Origin of the sequence: Stieleria maiorica, from assembly GCF_008035925.1 — a bacterium.
Lineage (GTDB): Bacteria > Planctomycetota > Planctomycetia > Pirellulales > Pirellulaceae > Stieleria > Stieleria maiorica.
On the sequence record NZ_CP036264.1, the window covers coordinates 1,102,892 to 1,126,388 of the forward strand.

General features: G+C 60.9%; 14 protein-coding genes. 11 read left to right on the forward strand and 3 right to left on the reverse strand.

Annotation, left to right across the window (positions count from 1 at the left end):
* The first annotated feature begins 24 nt into the window (after positions 1-24).
* From Mal15_RS03485 to Mal15_RS03510, 6 genes are all read left to right on the forward strand, one after another.
* On the forward strand, positions 25-936 hold the full coding sequence (locus Mal15_RS03485) for a DUF58 domain-containing protein (RefSeq protein WP_147866493.1): 912 nt from the start codon (positions 25-27) through the stop codon (positions 934-936).
* Positions 933-2,939, forward strand: a complete 2,007-nt coding sequence (locus Mal15_RS03490) for a BatA domain-containing protein (protein ID WP_147866494.1) — start codon at positions 933-935, stop codon at positions 2,937-2,939. Before Mal15_RS03485 ends, Mal15_RS03490 begins: the two co-directional genes overlap by 4 nt.
* Positions 2,891-5,089, forward strand: coding sequence for a hypothetical protein (locus Mal15_RS03495; protein WP_147866495.1), 2,199 nt, complete (start codon positions 2,891-2,893; stop codon positions 5,087-5,089). The genes Mal15_RS03490 and Mal15_RS03495 overlap by 49 nt, the downstream gene beginning before the upstream one ends.
* A 120-nt stretch (positions 5,090-5,209) precedes the next feature.
* Positions 5,210-8,422: a hypothetical protein gene (locus tag Mal15_RS03500; RefSeq protein ID WP_147866496.1), complete on the forward strand. Its 3,213-nt coding sequence runs from the start codon at positions 5,210-5,212 to the stop codon at positions 8,420-8,422.
* A 293-nt stretch (positions 8,423-8,715) separates the two neighbouring features.
* On the forward strand, positions 8,716-9,741 hold the full coding sequence (locus Mal15_RS03505; protein WP_233903254.1) for a prenyltransferase/squalene oxidase repeat-containing protein: 1,026 nt from the start codon (positions 8,716-8,718) through the stop codon (positions 9,739-9,741).
* On the forward strand, positions 9,731-11,971 hold the full coding sequence (locus tag Mal15_RS03510; protein WP_147866497.1) for a hypothetical protein: 2,241 nt from the start codon (positions 9,731-9,733) through the stop codon (positions 11,969-11,971). The genes Mal15_RS03505 and Mal15_RS03510 overlap by 11 nt, the downstream gene beginning before the upstream one ends.
* 287 nt (positions 11,972-12,258) lie before the next feature.
* Here Mal15_RS03510 and queC read toward each other — a convergent pair whose 3' ends face one another.
* The gene (gene queC, locus Mal15_RS03515; RefSeq protein WP_233903255.1) at positions 12,259-12,948 is read right to left on the reverse strand and encodes a 7-cyano-7-deazaguanine synthase QueC; all 690 of its coding nucleotides are present in this window, start codon (positions 12,946-12,948) and stop codon (positions 12,259-12,261) included.
* On the reverse strand, positions 12,945-13,907 hold the full coding sequence (locus Mal15_RS03520; RefSeq protein WP_147866499.1) for a 3'-5' exoribonuclease YhaM family protein: 963 nt from the start codon (positions 13,905-13,907) through the stop codon (positions 12,945-12,947). The genes queC and Mal15_RS03520 overlap by 4 nt, the downstream gene beginning before the upstream one ends.
* Positions 13,908-14,078: 171 nt before the next feature.
* Between Mal15_RS03520 and Mal15_RS03525 the strand changes: the two genes are divergently transcribed.
* The 4 genes from Mal15_RS03525 to ppk1 all read left to right on the forward strand — a co-directional run bounded on the left by Mal15_RS03525 (position 14,079) and on the right by ppk1 (position 19,615).
* On the forward strand, positions 14,079-14,771 hold the full coding sequence (locus tag Mal15_RS03525; protein WP_147866500.1) for a hypothetical protein: 693 nt from the start codon (positions 14,079-14,081) through the stop codon (positions 14,769-14,771).
* A 338-nt stretch (positions 14,772-15,109) separates the two neighbouring features.
* Positions 15,110-16,162, forward strand: coding sequence for a c-type cytochrome domain-containing protein (locus tag Mal15_RS03530; RefSeq protein WP_147866501.1), 1,053 nt, complete (start codon positions 15,110-15,112; stop codon positions 16,160-16,162).
* Between the two features lie 382 nt (positions 16,163-16,544).
* The gene (locus tag Mal15_RS03535; protein WP_147866502.1) at positions 16,545-17,252 is read left to right on the forward strand and encodes a hypothetical protein; all 708 of its coding nucleotides are present in this window, start codon (positions 16,545-16,547) and stop codon (positions 17,250-17,252) included.
* 143 nt (positions 17,253-17,395) lie between these two features.
* Positions 17,396-19,615 (forward strand): polyphosphate kinase 1, encoded by a 2,220-nt coding sequence (gene ppk1, locus Mal15_RS03540; protein WP_233903256.1) that lies wholly within the window; start codon positions 17,396-17,398, stop codon positions 19,613-19,615.
* Positions 19,616-19,758: 143 nt separating this feature from the next.
* Here ppk1 and purB read toward each other — a convergent pair whose 3' ends face one another.
* Positions 19,759-21,207 (reverse strand): adenylosuccinate lyase, encoded by a 1,449-nt coding sequence (gene purB / locus Mal15_RS03545; RefSeq protein ID WP_147866504.1) that lies wholly within the window; start codon positions 21,205-21,207, stop codon positions 19,759-19,761.
* Between the two features lie 273 nt (positions 21,208-21,480).
* Between purB and Mal15_RS03550 the strand changes: the two genes are divergently transcribed.
* Positions 21,481-23,496, forward strand: coding sequence for a membrane or secreted protein (locus tag Mal15_RS03550; RefSeq protein ID WP_147866505.1), 2,016 nt, complete (start codon positions 21,481-21,483; stop codon positions 23,494-23,496).
* Position 23,497: the final 1 nt, after the last annotated feature.

Consider the following 23,497-nt stretch of genomic DNA (forward strand, 5'->3'; position numbering starts at 1 on the left):
CACCCCTTCCCCTCTCTCACCCACATGCCCGAGCCTGGTTCTCAGCCCAACACCGTGACGGAATCGTTTTTCGATCCGGTGCTTGCGGAGCGTTTGTCGGCGATCCCGTTGACAGCACGGCAGTCGATGTTGGGGACGGTTTCGGGGCGACATCAAAGTCCTCATCGTGGATCGAGTGTCGAATTCGCCGAGTATCGACGCTATCAACCGGGCGACGACTTACGGCGATTGGATTGGCGTGCTTACGGGCGGAGTGATCGTTATTACGTCAAAGAGTTCGAAGCCGACACCAACCTGAGACTGGTGTTGGTGGTCGACGGCAGCGGATCGATGGGGTTTGGTGACAAGTTGCACGCCGCTCGCCAGATCGCGTCCACGTTGGCTTACATTGCCATCGGGCAAGGTGACGCGGCGGGCATGATCGGTGCCAGTGATTCCGACAGTCAGTTATTGCCGCCACGACGAATCGCCGGCCAGGTCTCCCTGTTGTTTGATCGCCTGAAACGGATCGAAGCCGCCGGGGTGACGACGCTGGAGCAGACGCTGCATCGGCTTGCGGAGATGATTCGCCAGAGAGCGTTGATCGTCGTGATCTCCGACTTGTTGTTCGAACCATCGGCGCTGCGGAGTGCGGTCGAGCATCTGGCGTTTTGTAAACATGATGTCGCACTGTTTCATTTGATGGATCCCGCGGAGTTGCAACCGAATTGGGATCGGCCGATTCGATTGGAGGACATGGAGGGGGACGAATCGATTTTGGTGGATCCGGACGAAATCGCCGCCGGTTATGACGAAGCGGTCCGGGAGTTTTTGCAGGAGGTGGAACGGATCAGTCGTGAGACATCGGTCGACTACCACCGCGTGATGCTGGACCGGCCGATCGAGGAATCGCTGATGCGGTTTTTGGCGGGACGGGCAAGAGAATCGGCGGGATGAGTTTTCTGAGACTCGGTGCCCTGTGGGCGCTTCCATTGGTATTGATCCCGATCGTGATTCATTTGATTCACCGTCGCCGGCACCCCAGTGCGCCCTGGGCGGCGATGATGTTTCTGCGCCGTGCCAGCCAATCGCGTCGCGGTCCGGCAAAGCTGAGACGATGGTTGATCCTGGCGGTTCGAACGCTTGTGGTCACCGCCGTCATCGTTGCACTCTCGCGCCCCCTTTCCAGCAACCGTTTCGGCATCGCGGCCAGTCGAGTCGTATCCGGGGCACCGTCGATCGTGGTTTTGGATCGATCCCCCAGCATGCAGCGACGGGGGCCGTCCGGATTGACTCACCAACAGGCCGCGCTGCGTCGTCTGGCCGAGACCCTGCGTACGCTTGGGACGCAACATGTCGTACTGATCGACAGCGTGAGCCTGACTCCGGTCCAGCTGGCGGACGTCAACGCGTTGACGGATCCTTCCGTGACAAGCGGTGCAGCCTCCGCCGCCGACATTGCCCAGATGTTGCATGTCGCGATGCAGACCATCCGCGACAACGATCATGCGGTCGCCGACGTTTGGGTCTGCAGCGATCGTCAGGGGAGTGATTGGCGCGTCGACGCCCCGTTATGGACTCAAATCGCCGCAGCGGCTGAAGGGATGGGGGCCGGGGTTCGGTTTCACTTGCTGGACGTCGCGAATGATCAACGCGTCAATTCGTCCGTCACGGTGACCCGCCAGCGTTTAGTCGACCACGACCAAGGGCAGGAGCTGATGCTTTCGATCGTCGTCCAGCGCGACGACGAGGCTGCGTTTCAGATTCCTGTGCGGGTCACGGTCGGCGGAGTGACCTCCCGCTATGACGTGCAGGTCGATGGTGGTCGGGGCGAGCTGGCCGAGGTGCGTGTGCCATTGCCACAAAACGCGGGGGCGGTGTTCGGTCAGGTTTCGATTCCGGCGGACGTGAACGTCGCCGACGACGATTGGTTTTTCGTCGCCAGGGCGGATCAGGATCGTCCGATCGGCCTGATCACCGAGTCACCGTGTCTGGCCTTGGAAGTCACCGCCGACGTGTTGGGCAAGATCGTCGCAGGCGGCAGCGGTGTTCCCAACGGGGCAGGGCAGGGGAGTGGGCGGACGGGCGACGAAGATTCGTTGCGTGATGCGGCATGCTGGCTGTGGCAGGGTCAGCTGCCGACCGGCGACGATGCAAGTGCCGTCCAGCGGTTTCTTCGCAGCGGCGGCAGCGTCGTTTTCTTTCCGCCGATGGATGTCGATCGCGAGAATGAATTCCAGTCGATCCGCTGGGGCCAGTGGTCGCGTGATGACGTTCAACAGGCGACGTTCGATCAATGGGAATTGCCGATCGCCGCGTCGTGTTCCATCGACGGCCAGCTGGTTCGCGTGGCGACGATCGGCCAAGACCAGCTGTGGATCGGAAAGATCCGGGTCGGTGACGGAGCGGCCTGGTTTTGTGGCGCCGACGTGATCGACGGTGACAGCTTGTTCGTCAAAGACGGATTGGTCTTGTATGGACTGGTGTCCGAAGCACTCGGCGCGAGCACCTTGCATGTCGGCGGTGATCAAGGCTTGGTCGCCGGGATCGGTGACCAGCGATTGAAACAGCAATCGGGACAGGATCGAGCACCCTCCGACGCGATCGTCGAACCACTGCTCGTCGAACCACTGCTCGTCCGAAGCGACGCGGCCGATGCCGTTCCCTTCGGGCATGCCGCGGGAGTGTTTTCCCTGCGGGTTTCCGTCGAGAGTCCTGCCGACGTGGTGGCGATCAACCGTCCGGCCGCGGAATCGGACGGGCAACCGATCACCGAGTCACAGCTGCAATCGCTACTGGGGGACGTCCGTTGGAATCGCGTCAGCCTGGACGACCGACAAGATGAATCCGGCGGCGGTCTGGTGCAAGAAATCTGGGGCGCGATCTGGGTGATGATGATCCTGGGGATGTTGTGCGAAGCCTGGTTGACGTTGCCGACGCGGACGCGGGGGCAATCGTGATGGTTGTGATTTCCGGTGCGGCGATCCTGGCGGTGGTTTGGTTTGCATGGCTCGCCTGGCAACGGAGCGGGCGTCGCGGGCGGGTGGCGGTGGTCGAAGCATTGCGCGTCGGATTGGTGACAGCCGCAATCATCTTGCTGTGGCAACCCGAGACGACGTATCGCGTCGATTCCGGCCGCAAGGGTGAAGTCGTCGTGCTGGTCGACCGCACGGGGAGCATGCGAACGGCGGACGTAAATATCGGAGGCGAGGCGGTCGGTCGGCAACAGCTCGCCGACTCCATTGCCGACGATCCGGCGTGGGAGCAGTTGGACCGCCGATTAGAGAAAGTGGACATCGCGGTGGTCGAGGCGAGTGGCGGCGGCAGTGACTTGGGCGGCGCACTCGATCGCGCCGCAGAGCGTTATGAATCCGCCGTCGCTTTGGTGCTGGTGTCCGACGGCGATTTCAATCGTGGGCCATCCCCGGTGCAGGCGGCGGCACAACTGGCCACACGCAGCGGCGGTCGGGCTCGCGTCCACACCGTCCCCCTCGGCAGTCCCGATCGCTTACCCGATATCGAACTTGTTAGCGCCGACGTTCCGACCTTCGGTGTCGTCGGCAAGCCCGTGCGGATTCCGTTTACGCTTCGAAATTGGTACGACCAGATGCGCGACGTCAGCGTGTCGCTGCGTGAAGACGATTCCCAGGTTGACTCGCAACCAGTGACCCTCGACCAAGGCGGCCGGTTTGACGGTGCGTTCGTGTGGCAATCGGAGCAGGCGGGCACGTTTGCGATCACCGTCGAAACGCCCGTGCAGGAATCGGAGACCAATCGGGAGAACAACCGCCTGACCAAGACGATCGAGATTCGCGAAGAGAAGCTGCGTGTGTTGATCGTCGACGGTGAACCACGCTGGGAGTACCGTTATCTGCGCAATGCACTGTTACGTGATCCGGGAATCGACGTTTCCTGTTTGCTGTTTCATCCCCAGTTGCCGGGTGTCGGTGGTGGCGGCGAAGACTACTTGGCGTCCTGGCCGGAAGATCCCGCCGAACTGGCTTCTTACGACGTGATCTTCCTGGGCGACGTCGGTGTCGTCGAGGGACAGCTGACGGTCCAGCAGTGCGGTCAGATTCGTGGGCTGGTCGAGCAGCAAGCGGTGGGACTGGTTCTGATGCCCGGCATGCGGGGCCGACAGTCGTCGTTGGTGCCCAGTGAGTTGGGCGATCTCTTTCCCGTCCTGTTGGATGCGTCCGTGCCGCGGGGAGTCGGCAACGTCGCACCGGGGGCATTCGCACTGACCGGCCCAGGGCGACGCAGTCTTCTGACGGCACTGGACGATGACCCGCAATCCAACTGGGCGGTTTGGGAATCGTTGCCCGGGTTCTACTGGCACGCCCCGGTGACGCGGGCCAAAGCGGGCAGCGAAGTGTTGGCGGTCCATGCCGATTCAAGCAACCAATACGGACGTCTGCCGTTGTTGGTCACTCGCCCGGCCGGAGCCGGCAAGGTGCTGTTCATGGGCAGCGATGCCGTTTGGCGTTGGCGGATGGGGGTCGAAGACAAGTATCACTATCGATTTTGGGGACAAGTGATTCGTTGGATGGCGTATCAACGCAACATGGCGGTCGGCCAGACGATGCGGCTGTCGTATCGACCCGACCAACCACAGCTGGGTGAAACCGTCACGCTGCGGGCCAGTGTGATGACCAGCAACGGGGCGCCGTCGCAAGCCGACGTTGCGACCGTCGAATTCGTGTCCCCGTCTGGCGTCAGTGAATTGGTGAAGTTGGAACGCCAGGATTCGCAGTGGGGCGTCTTCGTCGCGCAAACCCAACTGGACCAGTCCGGCGTCTACACTGCCACACTCCGGCACCCCACCGAAGCGTCCACCGTCGCCGCCCGGATCGCGGTGCAGGGCAGGGCAGGGGAGCAGCTGGGGCGACCGGCGCGCTGGGATATAATGCGTGAAGTCGCCCGGGTCGGCCGCGGTCAGACGTTCATGTCCAACCAAATCCCGAAGCTCGTCGACCGACTCAACCGCCTGCCTCCCGACCCCTCGACGACCCGCCGGATCCAGTGGTGGAATCATCCCGCCGTGTTGTCCGCGATGATCGCCGGTTTGACCCTGTTTTGGATCGCAAGGAAATGGGCCGGAGGGGTTTGAGTTTCAAGTTTCAAGTTTCAAGTTTCAAGTTCCTCTTACTCCCAACTCCCAACTCCCAACTCCCAACTCCCAACTCCCAACTCCCACCTCCCACCTCCCACCTCCCACCTCCCCACCCCCATGCCCCGTCCCCAGCAGCATCACATCGCGATCCCCGCCCGTTTGCTCGGCAAGCTGGCTGCGTTTCGGCGAGCGCTGTTGTGGCAGGTTGCCCGTGACCACGCGGTACGATGTTTGTTGGTCGTGATGCTGGTGTTTTGGGTGTTGCTGCTTGCCGATCGGTTCATCGAGACGCCTGGCCCGGTTCGATTGATCTTGTTCGCCGTCATCGGCGCGACGTCGGGGATCGCTTTGTTAAGTCTGTGGAAGGTCGTTTGGGATTGTCGATCGCCGCTGGGTGTTGCGGCAGTGATCCGGCGGCGAGACCCCGTGTACGGCGATCATTTGGTCGGTGCGTTGGAGTTGGCGGACTGTGAGGCGGAGCAGGCTCGTTCGGTGACCTTGTGTGTCGCGGCGCTTGAGCAGGTGGCCGATGAAGCCACAGCGCGAGACTTTCATCAGGCACTTCCCGAGTCACGTGCGGGCGTGATGGTTCGCGGGTTGATCGCGTTATTGGCTCCCGCCGTCGTGGTGTTGGCGGTTGCGCCGGCGATGGTTTGGAATACGGCGTCGCGTTTGGGCGCGCCGCTGGCGACGATCGAGCGTTTTACGTTCGTGAAATTTACGTCGCTTCCGGAGGAAAAGATCGTGCCGCGCGACGAGCCGGCGGATTGGATGGTGGCATTGGACCCCGACAGCCGCTGGGTTCCGCGCGACGCGACACTTCGGATCGGTGACCGGCGAATCACGGCCCGCTTGATCCGATCCGACCCGACCGAAGCGGCACGCTATGCATTCTTGCTTCCGAGGATGTTCGAGCCTGCGTCGGCACAGCTGAGGATCGGGGATGCCAGGGGGCAGGTCCGATTGCTTCCCAAGTTGCGGCCGGAACTGACGGACGTTGTCGCGACGGTCCGGTTGCCGGAGTACCTTTCCCACCGCAGTGACGGTGGCACGGTGCAGACCGATTTCAGTGACGGGGTGATCACGATCGTCGAAGGTGCGGCGGCGACGCTCCGTTTGACCGTCTCGTCGGTTCTGGCGTCGGCATCGGTCGACGCAGCGCCGGTCGAAGTCCAGGGGAACCGGTTTGCGGCGGAGCTTGGGCCCGACGCCGAGAGCATTCGGTTGGACTGGACCGATCAAGACGGACTGACGGCTGCCGAGCCGATGGTCGTCGCGGCAGATCGTGTCGCGGATCAGCGTCCGACGTTGATGGTCGACAACGATGGGATTCCGCCACGCGTGCTGGACAGCCAAGCGTTGCGGTTTACCGTGACCGCACGCGATGATTTTGGGATTCGTCGGGTCGGGATGCAGTGGTCGACCGCCAATGGAGATGATCTCGCGGAATCAGGAGAACGCGTCTTGGGATCCGGCGACGATTCCGGCTCGTTTGCGGCCGTGTTCCAAGCGACCTCACTGGACGCTCCGCCGGGCGAAGTCCGTGTGGTGTTTTGGGCCGAAGATGATTTCCCGGGACGCGAACGCGTGTATTCGGATCCGGTTGCGATCAACGTTCTGACCGCCGACGAGCATGCCGTATGGATCGCCGGACAATTCGCGCGGTGGCGTCAATCGGCGATGGATGTTCGCGATCGAGAACTGAATCTGTTCTCACGCAATCGCGAACTGGCTCAAGTCGGCGACGCACAGCGCGATGACGATTGGCGCGCCGCGGTGGCCGAACAGGCCCGCGCCGAAGCGTTTAACGGTCGCCAATTGGAATCGTTGACCGCCGAGGGGGAATCGTTATTGCGACAGGCGGCCGGGAACGATGAGGTCGCGGTCGACTATGTCGAAAAACTTGCCGCGACGATCAAGACGCTGCAGCAATTGTCCGACCAGCGGATGCCCCGAGTCGCCGATCTGCTGGACAAAGCTTCCAAGCAGAATGCGTCCAAACAGGACGACGAAGATTCCAAATTCGCGGACCTGGCGGGGCAGGAAAGTTCACAGGGGACGCTGGCTGAACAGCCCGGTGACGAAACCGCGGAAGATTCCCCGCAAAGCGATGATGAACAGTCGACACAGCAAATCGGTTTGGCGGGAACGACGATCATCGACACTTCCAAACGGTCGGACAAAGAGGAGACCGAGGACGCCGAGGAAGACGCGCTGCAGATCGCGATCGAAGATCAAACCGATCTGGTCGCGGAGTTTGATGCGGTCGCCGAAGAGTTGAAGGAACTGATGGGAAACATGGAAGGCAGCACGTTGGTCAAACGCTTGAAGTCGGTCAGCCGGTTGCAAGATCGGATCGCGATGCAATTGGGACGCGGAATCGAATCCACGTTCGGTGGGGCTGCCGACGCGAACGGCGATCGTTTGGAATCGGTCGTTGCCGACGCAAACGAATCTGCATCGCGGGTCCGAACCGTCCTGGACGACTTGGAAGCGTTTTGCGAGCGACGTGAGATCAAGCACTTTCAGTCGGTGCTGGATGAAATGAAAAAGGCGCAAGTGTTGGAACAACTGAACGCGTCGAAAGACCGCGTCGTGCGGCGCCCGGGCGTTTCGATCAGCGTGGCCGAGTACTGGGCAGATAACTTGGACCGCTGGGCCGACGACTTGGTGGATCCAGGGTCGGAGCAGGCTGAATCGGGACCACAAAACAAAAAGTCGCTTTCACCGGCATTGGTCGTGGAAGTGTTGCGGATCTTGGAGGCCGAAGTGACCTTGCGCGAACAGACTCGGGTCGCCGAGCAGGGACGCACGGCGATGGCGAGCTCGGATTATTTCAGCGAAGCGATCCGGTTGAGTGAATCACAGGATGTGGTGCGTGACCGATTGGACGCCGTGGTGGACACGATCGAAGCACTGCCCGATGGGGCCTTGAACTTTGGAGAAGAGATCGAAGTGCTGTCGTTGGCAATCGCAGCGATGGTCGACGCATCCAAGACGTTGGTCACACCGGAAACCGGACCGGTCGCCGTGGCGGCGCAAACCGAGGCGATCGAGTTGTTGCTGCGGAGCAACAAGGTCAGCCCTGAAGGCGGCGGCGGTGGCGGAGGAAGCGCCGGGGGAGGGCAGGGCGGTGAGACCGATCAGGCGGCGATCGCGTTGCTGGGCGAAGGGCTGAATCAACTCGCCCTTACGCGCCAGTCGGCAACCGCACTGTCGGTCGGACGCGACCGTCGCGAAGTCCCCGAACGCTGGCGGTCAGGATTGGATCTGTATTTCGACCGCTTGGAACAGCGCCGGAGTGCTGCGAATGGGGAGGCGGGACGATGAGTGGTTGGATGGTTCGGACGCGAGCAATATACCTGCGGGGACGACCGACCCGCGATTCGATTCGACCAGGGGACGGATGCTACACAACCTACCATGGCTCCCTTCTCCCCCGGCATTGCGGGGGAGAAGGGCCGGGGATGAGGGGGCCCTGTCTTCGATGCCGCGCCGACTTGTGTAGACCCCAACGCCTGGCAAACGTAGCTACCTTCGCCAGAAGGTGGATCCCCCGAGCTTTCCACGCTCTGGCGAGCGTAGCTACGTTGCGGACCTTGCGGTGTCTGGTCTGGGCAGCGATGCTGATGTTGGCGAGTTCGGCAGATGCCCAGACACCCGCGGAGACTGCGGTGGAATCATCGTCGGCGAACATCGGCGAGACGGTCTCGCGGGACGTTCATGAGATCTATGCCAAGGGGTTGGGCTTCCTGGCGCAGACCCAGAATGAACGGGGCACCTGGCCGGCGGGGGAGGGTACCGGACCGGGAACGACGGGGTTGGCCGTGTTGGCGTTCCTGGCGTCCGGTGAAGACCCCAACTTTGGTCCGCATCGCGATGTGATCCGGAAAGGGTTGCGGCACATCATCGCCGGCCAGTCGGCGGTGACCGGATACATTTCGCCGAGCATGTATCACCACGGATTCGGCATGTTGGCCCTGTGCGAGGCCTATGGGGTGGTGGATGATTCGGACCTGTATTCGGCCGACGAATCGGAAGCCCGGCGCAGTCTGGCCGAGGCGACCGAGTTGGCGGTTCGCGCGGCATTGACGGCACAAAAGAACAATCGCAGGGGCGGATGGCGGTACGCACCCAACGCCAGCGACGCCGACACGTCCGTCTCTGGCGCCGTCGTGATGGGATTGCTGGCCGCCCGCAATGCGGGGATCGAGGTGCCGGATGAATCGATCGACAAAGCCATCGACTACTTCGTCAGCATGACGGCCGAGGACGGCACGGTCGGCTACGCCAGCGTCAGCGAAGGCGGCGGCGAGTCGGTCGCCCGCAGCAGCATCGTCAACCTGGTGCTCGCCATCGCCAGACGCAAGGACTTGCCGGCCTATCCATCGACACTGCGGTACATCGTCGGCAATCGTGATGCCCAGCCGACCTGGCCCGAATACGCGCGCTACTATCAAGCCCAGGCCTACTTTCAATCCGACGTCGCGGTTTGGAAGCAGTGGAACGATCGCTTGGTGCAGCAACTGAAACGCGACCAAAAGTCCGACGGAAGTTTTGATGGAGATCTCGGAGTGACCAACAGCACCTCGATGTCCTTGCTGGCGATCGCATTGAACTACCGATTTCTACCGATCTATGAACGATAAATTGAACGCGGTCGTGGGGGATGTGCCCGTAGGCTTGCGCCATACGGCTGATGATCGATTGGCATCAACCGGTTCGCGCCAGCGTCCGGGCGCTCCGGCGGTGTTGGACTTCATATACGCACTGGTCTGCTGGATTTGCTGCGCCGTCCTCTGTCACGCCGACGAACCGACGATGCGTTTTTCGTTGGCGGATGGGAGTACGGCCGAAGGCAGCCTGACGGCGGCAGAGGCGGCGGGGACGGTCCGGATCAGCAACCCACGGTTCGCCCAGCCGATCGCGTTGTCGACCGACCATCTGTTGGAAGCTCGTCGCCAATCCATGGAGTCCGACATCGCAACCGATTCGGAGCGTGATCAGCGAGCGAAGAGGTTTGCGATTGAGCTAAATGACCGCAGCCGGTACGTCGGAGTGCTCGTCTCCTGGCAGGACGATTTGATCACGATGGAAACCGAGGCGGTCGGACGCGTGTCGTTTGCGGCCGAACGCGTGGTCCGCATCATGGACGTCGACACGATGCCGGATCAGATCGCTTCGCTCGCCGATTCGCGGTATCGGTATCGGCGCGAAGCCGGTTGGGAGTTCACCGATCGGGGATTATCGGGAACGACACCCGACGCGGCGACGGTTGCCGATCTGGAGTTGCCCGATCGATTCCGAATTCGCATCGACGTGACGTGTCAGGGGATCGCCGATTTTGAACTCATTCTCGGTGATCGTTCGACCGGCGGGGCAGGGCAGGGCGGTGGTCGGATCGATCGACGCGGCGGGTCGCTTTCACGATTGCCCACCGAAACGTTCGTCACACGCCTGGAGTGGTTCGACAACAGCGTCTCGCTGGTCCGCAGCAATGCCAGTGTTTCAGATGCCGCTGTGTTCGATGTGACCGATGCGAGCGATCGGTTGACACTGGACCTGTATGTCGACCAGGCGTCGGGACGGTTGCTGGCTTATCACCAGGGGGTGAAACGCGGCCAGGTGTCGCTTGTCGATGACCAGCCCGTGTTGCGTCGCGAGTTGACGTTGATCAATCGTGGCGATCCGGTCCAGTTGACGCAATTTGAATTGTTGCAGTGGGATGGCCGAGTTCCCGAGTCGCGGCTGCTGCCGGATCGATACACGTTGCTGGACGATGGGGCGATCGTGCAGCAGGTCGTCCGGGAATGGGACGCCGATCGGTTTCGTGTTGGTGACACCTGGCATCCGATGGAGGACCTTGCTTGGATGGAGTTCGGCGTGGCGACCGTTGCGGCGGTCGGTAGTGAATTCGTTCTGCGTGATGGTTGCCGCTTGCGGGGCGAGGTCCAGGGGCGAGACTCCGCGGGAGCGATCGTGTTGCGAGATTCGACGGGAGTCCGTTTGGCCGTTGATCCGTCTTTTGTGGTCCGCTGCGTCGGGCGAGCCGACGACGTCATCAAGCCGGCTGAAGATGCGTCACGGTTGCTGGCCGATGGTTCTGGTTTATGGGGCAGGCTGATCGACGGCGCCGGCGTCGCTGCCACGTTCGGTTGGCGAGTTGCGTTGGCCGAAAATGACGTCGGCATCGCGGCAGACGAGGGTGTCACGATTGAGTTTGCGTCGCCTTCGGAAGTCACTGCGGATGTCGAATTACCGACGAAATCGAAGACCGGCATGCTGCAGCTGCGCAGCGGGGATCGATTGCCAGGACAGTTGATCTCGATTCAAAGCGATGGAGTCCGTTTTCGAAGTGCAGTGTGTGATGAGATCCGTGTACCACTGAATGCTGTCAGCCGCGTCGACGCGGGGCCGGCGGTGGAACTCGATCCGTCGGATTTGCCATGGCTAACGAGTCTGCCCCGGCGAATGGTCGATGCGCCACCGACGCACGTGCTGGTGTCTCCGGATGGTGATGCGCTGCGGGGGCGGTTGCTCTCACTGGATCAACAGGACGTGCGGATCGAAGTTCGCGACCGAACACGTCTGATCGATCGCGCCAGCGTGGCGGCGGTGATTTGGTTGGACCAAGCGGAGAACGGCGCGGAGCAGAAGACGCCGTCGTGCCGTTACGTGGTCACCACCCGCGACGGTGCAAGGTTGGGGCTGCAGACGGCATCGTTTGACGGGCACGTCTTGCAGGGGACGCATCCACAATTCGGGAATTGCCGGATCCCCGTCGGGTCATTGGAACGTTTGAGCTTTGGATCCAAAGAAACGTCGTGGCGCGAATCGTTGGAGCTGGTACCGGTGAAGCAGCCGAAGACGTTCCAGTGAGAGCAGGGAAATGGGATAGGCTATTAGGCTTTGTCCCTCAATCCGCAGCGGAAGCCGCCAAGGCTTTCGATTCGCAGCAGTCCACACGGGAAAAGTCGAAATCCTTGGCGAATTCCGCTACCACATACGACCCTTGCCGGGGTTAGGGTGTTCCGCCGCAGCTTGGTTTTCGGGTAGTGGACGAGGCGACGAGTCCATTCGGATTGCGAACTGCGAGGACTCCTCGCGTTGTCCACTACGACTTGCCCGAAGGTTAAGGCGAGGCGGAAACCTCTCCCAATCATCGCTCACCCGGCGGGGTCTTGCAGGTGGTTTTCGTTGAAGCCTTTTTGCCGCAGCAGGCAGGCGTCGCAGTGGCCGCAGGGTTTTCCGCCTGGGCCAGGGTCATAGCAGGACAGGGTCATCGAATAGTCGACGCCCAATCGGAGACCGGTTTGAATGATCTCGCCTTTGGTCAGATTGATCAGCGGCGTGTGGATCGTCAGCTTTCGTCCGCTGGTTCCGCTTTGGGTCGCCAGATTGGCCATCGTTTGGAACGCGGCAATGTACTCCGGACGGCAATCGGGATAGCCGCTGTAGTCCAGTGAGTTGACGCCGATGAACAGATCAACCGACCCGATGGTTTCGGCAAAGGCCAACGCCAGCGACAGGAAAACGGTGTTCCGCGCCGGGACATAGGTCACGGGAATTTCGTTGCCGATTTGTTCGACCGAGTCGGCTTTGGGAACGACGATCGACTGATCGGTCAGTGCCGATCCACCGAATTGGGACAGATTGATCTCGACGATGCGGTGCGAGACGGCATCGAAGTGTTTCGCCAGGGCGACGGCGCGATCGAGTTCGTATTCGTGACGTTGCCCGTAGCGAAAGCTGAGCGCGTGGATGGCAAAGTCTTGCTCGCGGGCGATCGCCATGCAGGTGGCGCTGTCGAGTCCGCCGGAGAGCAGGACGACGGCGGGAGGGCGTTTTTCGGTCACTGCTTTTTCCACAGCTTGCGTCCGATCGATGGATGGTAGACCGTCCAGTGTTCGCTGTTGGTCAAATCCGATTCGATCAGACTGGTAAAGGAAGTGATTTTGGCATCCAGGTTGTCGATGTGATGCAGCGCGATCGCTTCCAACGTGGCCGGCAGGCGTGGGCTACCGAATTCCAGTTGGCCGTGGTGGGAAACGATCAGGTGTTCCAGTTGCAGCCGCAGATCGTTGGGGAACGCTTCGCCGCTGTCTCCTTCATACCGGGTGATCGCGTCGCCCAACATTTGCACGCCGATCACAACGTGTCCGACCAATTGGCCGCGGTCGGTGTAGCTGAGTTCGCCGCTGGCGGAGATCTCTTCGATCTTGCCCAGGTCATGCAGGAAGGCGCCGAACATCAACAGTTCGGTGTCCACGCCGGGGTAGCGGGGGCCCAGAAACTGACAGATTTCCATCAGGTCCACGGTGTGACGCAGCAGGCCGCCGGGGTAGGCGTGGTGGTTGGAAACCGCGGCGGTGGCCAGGCGGAATCTGGCGACAAAGTCTTCATCGGACAGGAATGTGTTTCCCAGTCCGCGCAAGTGAACGTTGCGCAAGTTGCCGACCAGCTCGCGAAGGGTCGCCAAGGCTTGGTCGGAAGCGGCGGCATCGAACTGGTCAAAGTCGCTCGGGTCGACCTCGGTATCGGCCAGATCGTCGATCGCGGTCAGGATGATTTGCAACGCACCCTGATGGACTTGGGTGCGGCCGACGCAATGCACATAGCCGCCACGGTGGATCTTTTCGTAGTCCGAATCATCGGCGTTCCACATCATCGCGACGATCGTCCCACTGCGGTCGGCCAGTTTCAGCAACAGGTACTTGCCGCCTTGGCGATTGACGCGGATTTGTTTGTCAGCCAGACGAAAGGGCTGGTCGAGTGATTGGCCGTCGGACAGGTCGGTGACAAGCGTTCGAGGCACGGCAGATTCCCTTTGGCGGGGCAGAAAGTGATGAGATGATGCAAAGGATGCGTGCGATGGGCGTCGCTGGCAAGGTGTGATGGCAGTGGGGCGGTGTCACCGCACTCCCTCAACGGCACGAATTCTCGCAAAGTGCTTCGTTTGTGGTGGCGGAATGTTATACTGGGCCCCATGTCGACTCAGATCTCTTCTTCTGGCAAAACACGTTCCTCGGTCAACTTGGTTCGGTCGTCGCATTCGTGGACCGAAGCCGAGAGTGCGGCGGGGTTTGTGTTGCGTTACTTGTCACCGATGCGAAAGCAGTTGACCGTCGTGATGGGGTCGACCGAAGAGGCGGACCAGGCGTTGCGGATTCTGCTGACCCACCTGGTCTCGGCCGGATTCGGCGAACACCGCAAGGGGCGATTGAGAGACTTTTTGGCGCGGGCGGTGAAATCCTGTGCCAGAGCCCGTCTGACCGAACGCGGGGAGACGTCGGCGGACCAGGAAAAGGATGCGGGGGTGAATCTGGACCCCAAGCAATGGCTGGTGATGTGGCGGGATTGCTTGCTCGAGCGGGCGTGGCGGGCGTTGGAACGGATGCAGCACCAGGACCCCAGCCGTCCGTTGTATTCCGTGCTTTGGACCAGCACGATCCACCCCAAAGCCAGCTTGGATGAGATCGCCGCCGAGGTCGAAAAGGCTTGTTCGGTGAAATTGGATCAGGTCAGGCTGCAGCATTTGAAATTGGAAGCGAAAGCGGCGTTCGCCCAACTGTTGGCCGACGAAGTCGTCGAAACGCTGGAAAATCCCGACAAAGCGGCCGTCAAAAAGGAAATCCAGTCGCTCGGAATCGGCAGCGCTTTCAGCGGATTGACGGTCTGATCGGCTCTCAGGGGTTCGTCAATTGAACAGCAACTCGTCCTTGAACTGCAACTTGTCATTGAATTGGGCCCCTGTTCCATCATAATGGTGGGGTGTTCAAGATTGTCGCACCCGGCAATTTTTGAATGCACCGGTCGGTCCGGCCGGTCCCACCTCCCCCCCTACCAGCCGTTTTATCAGGCAACGACCACTGTTTCGCCGCTGTATTTTGAAGTCTAAATTCTGCAGTCGTCGGAAACTTGACACCCCTTGCATCACACCGATGTGTTTTGGGCGTGCGGGTGTTCGGCCGGCTGCCCAGGCGTCCGGTGCCGTGCTCGATTGGAGAAACTAACGCGATGTCCATGTTCTTGCGTTGTCCCGTCCGCTTTGTTTTTGCCGCGTGCGCGCTGGCAATCTTGCTCGGCAGCACGTCATTGAAGGCACAGGAACGAACCGCCGTGGATGACGAAGGGCGGATCGTCGATTTCCAACGCGACATCGTTCCCATCTTGCGGGTGCGTTGTCTGGAGTGTCATAACGAGCAGGAAGCCAAGGGCGACTTTCGTGTCGACGACGCCGAGACGTTTTTGTCGTATGTCGAACCCGAGGACGCCGAGTACAGCACGGTGTTGGCCGACTACATGCTTTCGGACGATCCCGACATGCTGATGCCGCCTCCTTCCAAAGGCGGGCCGCTTTCACCCCAAGAGTTGGCGCTGGTTCGGGTTTGGATCGACGAGGGTGCTCACTGGCCCGAGGACGCGTTGGTCGATCCGTTGTCGGACCAAGCGTCGGAGGACGCGTTGGCCGCACCGGTTGTGGCGGCTCCCAAGTCACTGCTGGATCGCGTCTGGGCGTTCCAGGGGTTCTTGCACCCGGCGACCGTCCATTTCCCGATCGCGCTGTTGTTGTTCGGCGCGATGTTTGTGGTCTTGGGTTGGAAATGGCCCAGCTTGGGCCAGCAGGTCCCGTTGGCGTGTCTGTTGTTGGGGGCGCTGATGGCGATCGCGTCGACCGCGATGGGATGGTCGTTCGCGATGGAGAAAGGCTATGGCTCGTGGACCAAGGTCGACATGGACAGCGAAGTGTTCTGGCATCGTTGGAGCGGCGTGATCGTGACGGTCACCTCGGCCGTGTTGGCTTTGGTCGCGTTGCGGGCATGGTCGACAAACAACGTCAAGTTGGAACGCACCTGGAAAATCGGCTTGTTGGTCGTCGCGGGCATGGTCGGCGCGGTCGGACACCAGGGCGGCGAGATGACGTATGGCAAGGATTTTTATCCCAAGGCGTTCCGAATCCTGTTGGGCACCGAGGGGCAACCGACCGACGTCGAGTTCGCCGAGGAACCCGCGGCCCTGGCCGACGATGAAGTCGTCGCCGCGACCGTCGCACACGCTTCATCGAACTGATGGTTTCTCCCACGCCGGTCTGCACCTTCTCGCCGGGATAACCACACTCCCGGCTCAGACCACACGTTCGCGTTGGGCTCATGCCGCGACATCTTTGGCATGGCAATTGCTTTTGGCCCACTCGCTTGCCTCCCGCCGCTTTGCGGACGGGAGAGGATCGGAGTGCAAGTGATGGAGACAAGGAGGAAAACCTTGAATCGCGGCAACAGTGAGAGTGAGCAACGTGGAAACAATCGATCCTGCGGAAGTAGCGTTATACAATCAACCGAGTTCCAGTCAGAGGAATTCAAATCCTTCTTCCAGATCGATTCTTCCACCTGAATCAAATCGCGTCACGCCGTCGCAGCGTTTCGCAATCGGACGGGTTCCCTTGGTTTCGGCCTTGGAAGCTTCGCATCAACTGCGACTCGCCGTCCGCGGGGTCATCACCGTCCAGTGTTTGGCGGCGGTGTTCCTGTTTCTGTTTTTCCCACAGTATGCGGGGTACGCGACGTTCTCGTTACCGATGCTGGTGGTGGCCTTTGCCGGGTTGCGTCTGGTGGGCAAGGTCACGGGGGCTCTGTGCATTCCACCCCGGCGATCGAAACGCGTCCGTCGTGGACGCTGGGCGGTCGCAGTGGTCAATTCCGGGTCAGGCTTTGGTGTGTCGGGGATGGTCGGCTTTTCTTTGGCAAGCGTGGCTGTGGTCGGTGCCACCTATGAACTTCCCTATGTGGGTTTTGCCGCGGCTGTCTTGCTGATGTTGGCGGTGTTGGATAATCGTCCCGGGCGCGGTTTGTTTCCCGGGATCACGTCCGACGAGCGCCGTGGTCGGCTCCGGCGACAGACGCTCGAAACACTGGCGCGGGCAACATCATGCGTTCAATTGGGGCCGGCGGGATCGTATGTTCGTATTGATCGGGAGCAACCGCGTCCGGTCGGTGCTGCAGCGACGCGTCCGGCGGGGTTAGAGGTGCGTCACGGCAGCTTCGGTTTGCCGTCCGCAGAGATTGAAATCGAAGACGATGAATTGCACTGCTACTTCGTCGGCGATGATCTTCCAACACAGTGGACTCCAACGCAGTGGTGTGTCGCCGAGCAAGCGAGCTGACGACGTCGGTCACTCGTCACAGGTGTCTGCCGCTCCCCACGCGTTTTCCGCACGGGTGATTTCTGCTGATCCTTCGATCGCGTATTCTGTGCTGTGGGTTGTTCCGGAGCACGAATCGCGTATCGATGGACACGGGGAAACGAGTGGCGAAAACCGCAAAGAAAAAGAAGCAGGGATCGAGACTCTCGGCGCGTCAAGCTCGAATCGATCGGCCGCTGCCGACGGATCGGTTTCTCAACCGCGAACTGAGTTGGCTGGCGTTCAATCAACGCGTCTTGGCCCAGGCGGCCGACAGCACGTTGCCAATTCTCGAACGCGCCAAATTCCTGGCCATCACCAGTTCTAACCTGGACGAATTCATGATGGTCCGGGTCGGGGGACTGAAAATCTTGCACCAACGCAACCCCACCCAGCGGGACCCGGCCGGGATGGTGGCATTGGAACAATTGCAGGCGGTCGCCGAAAAGGGACACGAGATCGTGTCGCGGCAGTACCAGCTGTTGCGCGACGAAGTGCAGCCGAAGTTGGAGGCGGCGGGAATCGCACATGTCGATTTGGCGCACGCCAGCGAGGCCGAACACGTCGCCGCGACCGCCCGCTTCTGGCGCGACGTGTTTCCCGTGCTGTCGCCCCAAGCCGTTTCGGCGGACAGCTTTCCACTCCTGCAGGGACTGGGGCTGCACCTGTTTGTCCGCCTGAAACGGGATCCCGAGACGCGATTGGGAAAGGCCAGCGACAACTCGGATTCGGACAACGATTCACCGGCGGAGGAAACGTCCGAGTACGCGCTGATTCCGATGGGCCGATCGCTGCCGCGGGTGTTGCCGATCTCCGGCGACAAACGCCACGGGTATGTTTTGCTGGAACGTTTGACCGCACATTTTGTCGACGAATTCTTCCCCGGTCGCGAAGTCATCGAGTGTGTCCCGTTTCGGCTGACGCGCAACGCCGACATCGAATTCCGCGAGGACGCCGCCAGTGACTTGTTGGGCGGGATGGAGGAGATTCTTGAGAACCGGCGCTATGCCAGGCCCGTCCGGCTGGAATACGGCGCGTCGGCCAGCGCGGAGGCGGTGGAGTTCTTGCAGAAGGTCCATCAACTGCACGCCGAAGACTTGTATGCGATCGACGGACCGATCGATTTGAGTTTCCTGTTCACGCTGCACGGCGAAGAGGGGTTCGATCAACATCGCGACGAGGTTTGGCCGGCCAAGCCGCACCCGCGGATCGATCCCGAAGAGCCGATGTTCACGACGATCGCGGCGGGCGACCTGTTGTTGGTGCATCCCTACGATCGGTTCGATTCCGTCGTCCGGCTGATCGAAGAGGCGGCGGCCGATCCGGACGTGCTGGCGATCAAGCAGGTGTTGTACCGGACCAGCAAAAACAGTCCCGTCGTTGCGGCGCTCGAACGCGCCGCCGAACGTGGAAAGTACGTCACGGCGATCGTCGAGTTGAAGGCTCGATTCGACGAGGCGCGGAACATCGAGTGGGCCAAGGAAATGGAACGCGCCGGGGTTCAAGTCATCTACGGAATCCACGGGTTAAAAACGCACGCCAAGGTGTGCATCATCGTACGCCGCGAACCCCAAGGGATCGTCCGTTACATGCACTTCGGGACCGGCAACTACAACGAGGCCACGTCAAAACTGTACAGCGACATTTCGCTGTTGACCTGTGACGAGGTGTTGGGACGCGACGCGACGAACTTCTTCAACGCGATCACCGGCGCCAGCCAGCCCCGGGCTCTGGAAGAACTCGCCGCCGCACCGACGACGATGCGCCGCCGTTTCCTGGATTTGATCGAAGAGGAAACGCAGCGCAGTCTGCAGGGGGGACGCGGGCAAATCACCGCCAAACTGAACGCGTTGGTCGATCCCGAGGTGATCGACACGCTCTATCGCGCCAGTCGGGCGGGCGTGAAGATCCGGTTGAACGTGCGTGGCCAGTGCTGTCTGCGGCCCGGCGTGAAAGGGTTAAGCGAGTCGATCGAAGTGATCTCGATCATCGATCGGTTCTTGGAGCACGCGCGGATCTTTTGTTTCCATCAGGACGGTGATGAAAAGCTGTTGATCGGCAGCGCAGACTGGATGACCCGCAACTTGGATCGCCGCGTCGAACTGTTGGTGCCCGTGGCCGACCGCAAATGCTGTGATCGGTTGAAGGAAGTGTTGGAAACCTATTTCCAGGACAACACCAACTGCTGGCAGATGATGCACGACGGCGAGTACCGTCAAAAGGACCGCGGCGACGAACCGCCGCTGCGATCCCAGCGGGTGCTGTACGACCGTGTCGTCAACACCTGGAAGAAGGCCGAATCGAGTCGCCGTGCGACGTTCCGCCCGATCAGCGCGGGCAGCTGAGGTGAATAGGCTTGGGTGACTCGTACCCGGGCTCCGCCTGGGGGTGGGCTGGCGAAAATCAATAGAACTTGGAACCTTGGGTAGGTTCGGGGCGTTCAGCGATTCTGCTGGATCACTCGATTGCAATTTGCAATCGTTGCCGGCTACACCGTGACTTCGACGCTAAGCGAATCTTGATCGGCGTAGCGCTGGCGGATCGGTTGGATCTCTTGGGCGATGAACTCGTCGACTTGCTCGGGGGCGCGGCCGACGAAGTCCAGCGGGTTGATTTCGGTGTCGAAGGAGACGGCGGAGAAGGCGTCGTCGTTCTTCAGTCGTTCGATCATGTCGTTGGGCTTGCCTTCGGCGTTGACTCGCTGGGCGACTTCGCGGCTGTGGATACGGATCCGTTCGTGCAGGTCTTGTCGATCGCCACCGGCTTCGACGGCCCGCATCATGATGTTTTCCGTTTCCATGTACGGCAGTTCCTTGGCCAGGTTGTGTTCGATGGTTTTCGGATAGACGACGAAACCGCTGGCGATGTTTTGCATCAGCACCAACGAGGCGTCGATGGCCAGGAAGGCTTGCGGGATCACCAGTCGGCGGTTGGCGCTGTCGTCCAACGTGCGTTCCATCCACTGCGTCGCAGCGGTCATCGCCGGGCTGCTTTGCAGACTCATCACGAATCGCGTCAGCGCACAGATCCGTTCGCTCCGCATCGGGTTGCGTTTGTAGGGCATCGCCGACGAACCGATTTGGTGTTTTTCGATCGGTTCTTCGATCTCTTTGCGGTTGGCCAACAGGCGGATGTCGGTGGCGGTCTTGTGCAGACTTTGCGCGATCCCGCTGAGCGCGTCGAGCAGTTGGGCGTCGACCTTGCGGGGATAGGTTTGCCCGGTCACGGCGTAGGTCTTGTCGAAGCCGATTTTTTCGGCGATGCGGCGTTCCAGCTGGCGGACCTTGTCGTGGTCACCGCCGAACAGCTGCAGGAAGCTGGCCTGTGTCCCGGTAGTGCCTTTGGCACTGCGGGCGCACAGCGTTTCCAGCCGGTGTTCGATTTCGTGCAGGTCCAACACCAGGTCATAGGTCCACAGGCAGCATCGTTTGCCGATCGTCGTCGGCTGAGCCGGTTGCAGGTGGGTGAACCCCAGGCAGGGCAGGTCGCGATACTGTGCGGCGAAGGTGGCCATCGTGTCGATGGTGGCGGCCAGACGCCGGGCGACCAAACGCAATGCGTCGCGAATCAAAATGACGTCGGCGTTGTCGGTGATGAAACAGCTGGTGGCGCCCAGGTGGATGATTTTTTTGGCATCGGGGCACTGGTCGCCGTAGGCTTCGACGTGGGCCATCACGTCGTGGCGCCGAATCCGCTCGTATTCCCTGGCCACGTCCAGATTTAGATTGGACTCGAACGCACGGAGTTGTTCCAATTGCGTGTCAGAAATATCGATTCCGAGCTCTTTTTCACTCTCGGCCAGGGCAATCCAGAGGCGTCGCCACGTCTGGAAACGTCGATTCGGACCCCACAGCGTCGCCATTTCTCGAGACGAATAGCGTTCGATCAGGGGGTTTTGGTACGTTGATTCGGCGGATTTGGACGAGGATTGGGTCATTTCAGCAGTTTCGGGACGTCGGAAGCGAAGGCGTTTCGTGGTTAAATCGAGTGCGATAACATACTGGGCTCGCGATGGGTGACAATTCGTCGATTCGATCGACCGCCACTCGTTGCGAGTAAGTCTCGCTCCCCCGAGATTCACATGCCGCTGGGTTCAAACATGCATTTGAGCAATTTTGCGCTTTTCCCCTCCCTGGCGTTTTTTCGAATCAGCGGTTTTTTTCCAAACATCATGGCAGCTCGTTGTCAGCGTTTGCCGAAAGATATTTTTATGAGAATTGGTCTTCATTTGATTCGTTCGTCGGCGACATTCCTGTGCGGATTCGCCCTTTTGTCCCTCGGCCATTTGTCGATTGCTGCCAAACCGGTGCAGCAGGAGCAAGCGGCCGACGCCGCCCCGGCTGCGGGGCAACCGAGTGCACCGGCGGCGCCGCAGGCCGCCGCGGGCGCGTATGTTCCGGCGGTGGATGTGTTGCCCGAGTCGACCGCCGGGGTCGTTCGGATCCCGGAACTGCCGTCGTTTTGCGACGCCTGGGAGCGGACCCAGATCGGTCTGCTGTTGGCCTCGGCCGAAATGCAGCCGTTTTTGGATGACCAGCGCGAACGCGCCCGGACGTACTTCGACTCGCTGGACCGCAAGATCGGATTGAAGCCCGATGATCTGTACGAGATCGCGTCGGGTGAGGTCGTGGTGGCTTGGATGGCATTCCCCGATGACAAGCGTCGACCGTATGCATTGAGCGTGATCGCGGACGTTCGAGACCGGAAAGCGGAAGCGGATGCGGCCGCCGATAAAATTGATGCCGAGTTAAAGGCCGGAGGAGCGACGCGCAAGGATGTCACCCACGGCGGTGAAACGATTCGCGTGTACCGCACCAAACCGAAGCCGGGGCAGTTGAAAATCGAAGAGATCGCGTTGACTTGGAATGACCAGCGATTCATCGCTGCCGACCGCGCCAGCGTGATCCAGGATGCGTTGGATGTGCTGGCGGAAAAGTCGCCCGCCAAGGCGTTCTCCGCTCGCCCGTCTTTCCAGCAAGTGCTCGCGGAGTCGTCCACGGCGATCGAATCGGCCAGCGACCAGGGCGCGACGTTGTGTTGGCAATGGTATGCCGAGCCGTTCGCGATGGGGCGAATTTTGCGCGAGGTGTTCGAGTACGATCGCCGTGACGATTTGGACGTGATCGAGTTGCTCGAACGTCAGGGATTCGGCGTGATCGAAGCTGTCGGCGGAGTCGGCGTGGTCGCCGGGCAACGGTTCGACATCCTGCACTCGGGCATCGTGCTCGCGCCCGGAAAGCTGACCAAAGCCGCCCGCATGTTGCAGGCCAAAAACTCGATCCGGTTGCCGATCCCCGCTTGGCCCACCGACGACTCCGGAGCGTTCTTTCGGTTCAATTGGGAACTGGAGTCTGCCTTCTGGGCGGCCGAGTCGCTGGTCAACGATGCACTGGGGGAAGACCTGTTTCGTCCGATGATCGAAGGGATCCGCGATGACCCCGAGGGGCCGCAGATCGATATCGCCAAAGACTTTCTGCCCAACTTGGAAAACGAGGTGATTCTGATCACCGACAACACGCTGCCGGCCGGACCGGAGTCGGATCGGATGTTGGTCGCGCTGCGGATCAAGAACGCCGACGTGGTTGCCAAAGTCGTTCAAAAGGCGATGGAGGTCGAACCCGATGCGATCAAGTTGGAGGTCGCCGAGTTTGATGTTTGGCGGGTCGAACGCGGCAAGAACGACAGCGACGATATCGATGCCCAATTGGCCGCACTCGGATTTGACGAGGACATCGAGGACGAGGAAAGCGCGCCGCTGTTGAACCATTGGGCCATCGCCGTCGTCAAAGGTCCGCAACCCGACGGAGCGGATTACCTGATGTTTTCCAGCCATAGCGAACTGCTGGTCAAACTGGGACAACGTGTCCGCTCGGGTGCTTTGGGGAACGATTTGGCGTCGACCGAAGCCACGCGAACGATCGTCGCGGCAATCGATGACCTGAACGCCGGAAACCTGGTGACCTATGACAGTGTCTTTCACCCCAGCATCGCGTTGCGGGCACGTTACGAATTGCTGCGGAAAGGCGAGTTGAAGGACAGCGATTCGTTGATCGCCAATCTGTTGCGACGGATCGTGGAGAATGGCGAAGAGGGAGAGCCGGACCCGATCCAGGCCGGCAAGCTGCCGCCGTTTGAATCGATCAAACAATTCTTCACCAGCGGCGGAGCGTTCTGGCAAAAGACCGACAGCGGCTGGACGATGACCGGGTTCCTGATGGCCAAGTAGG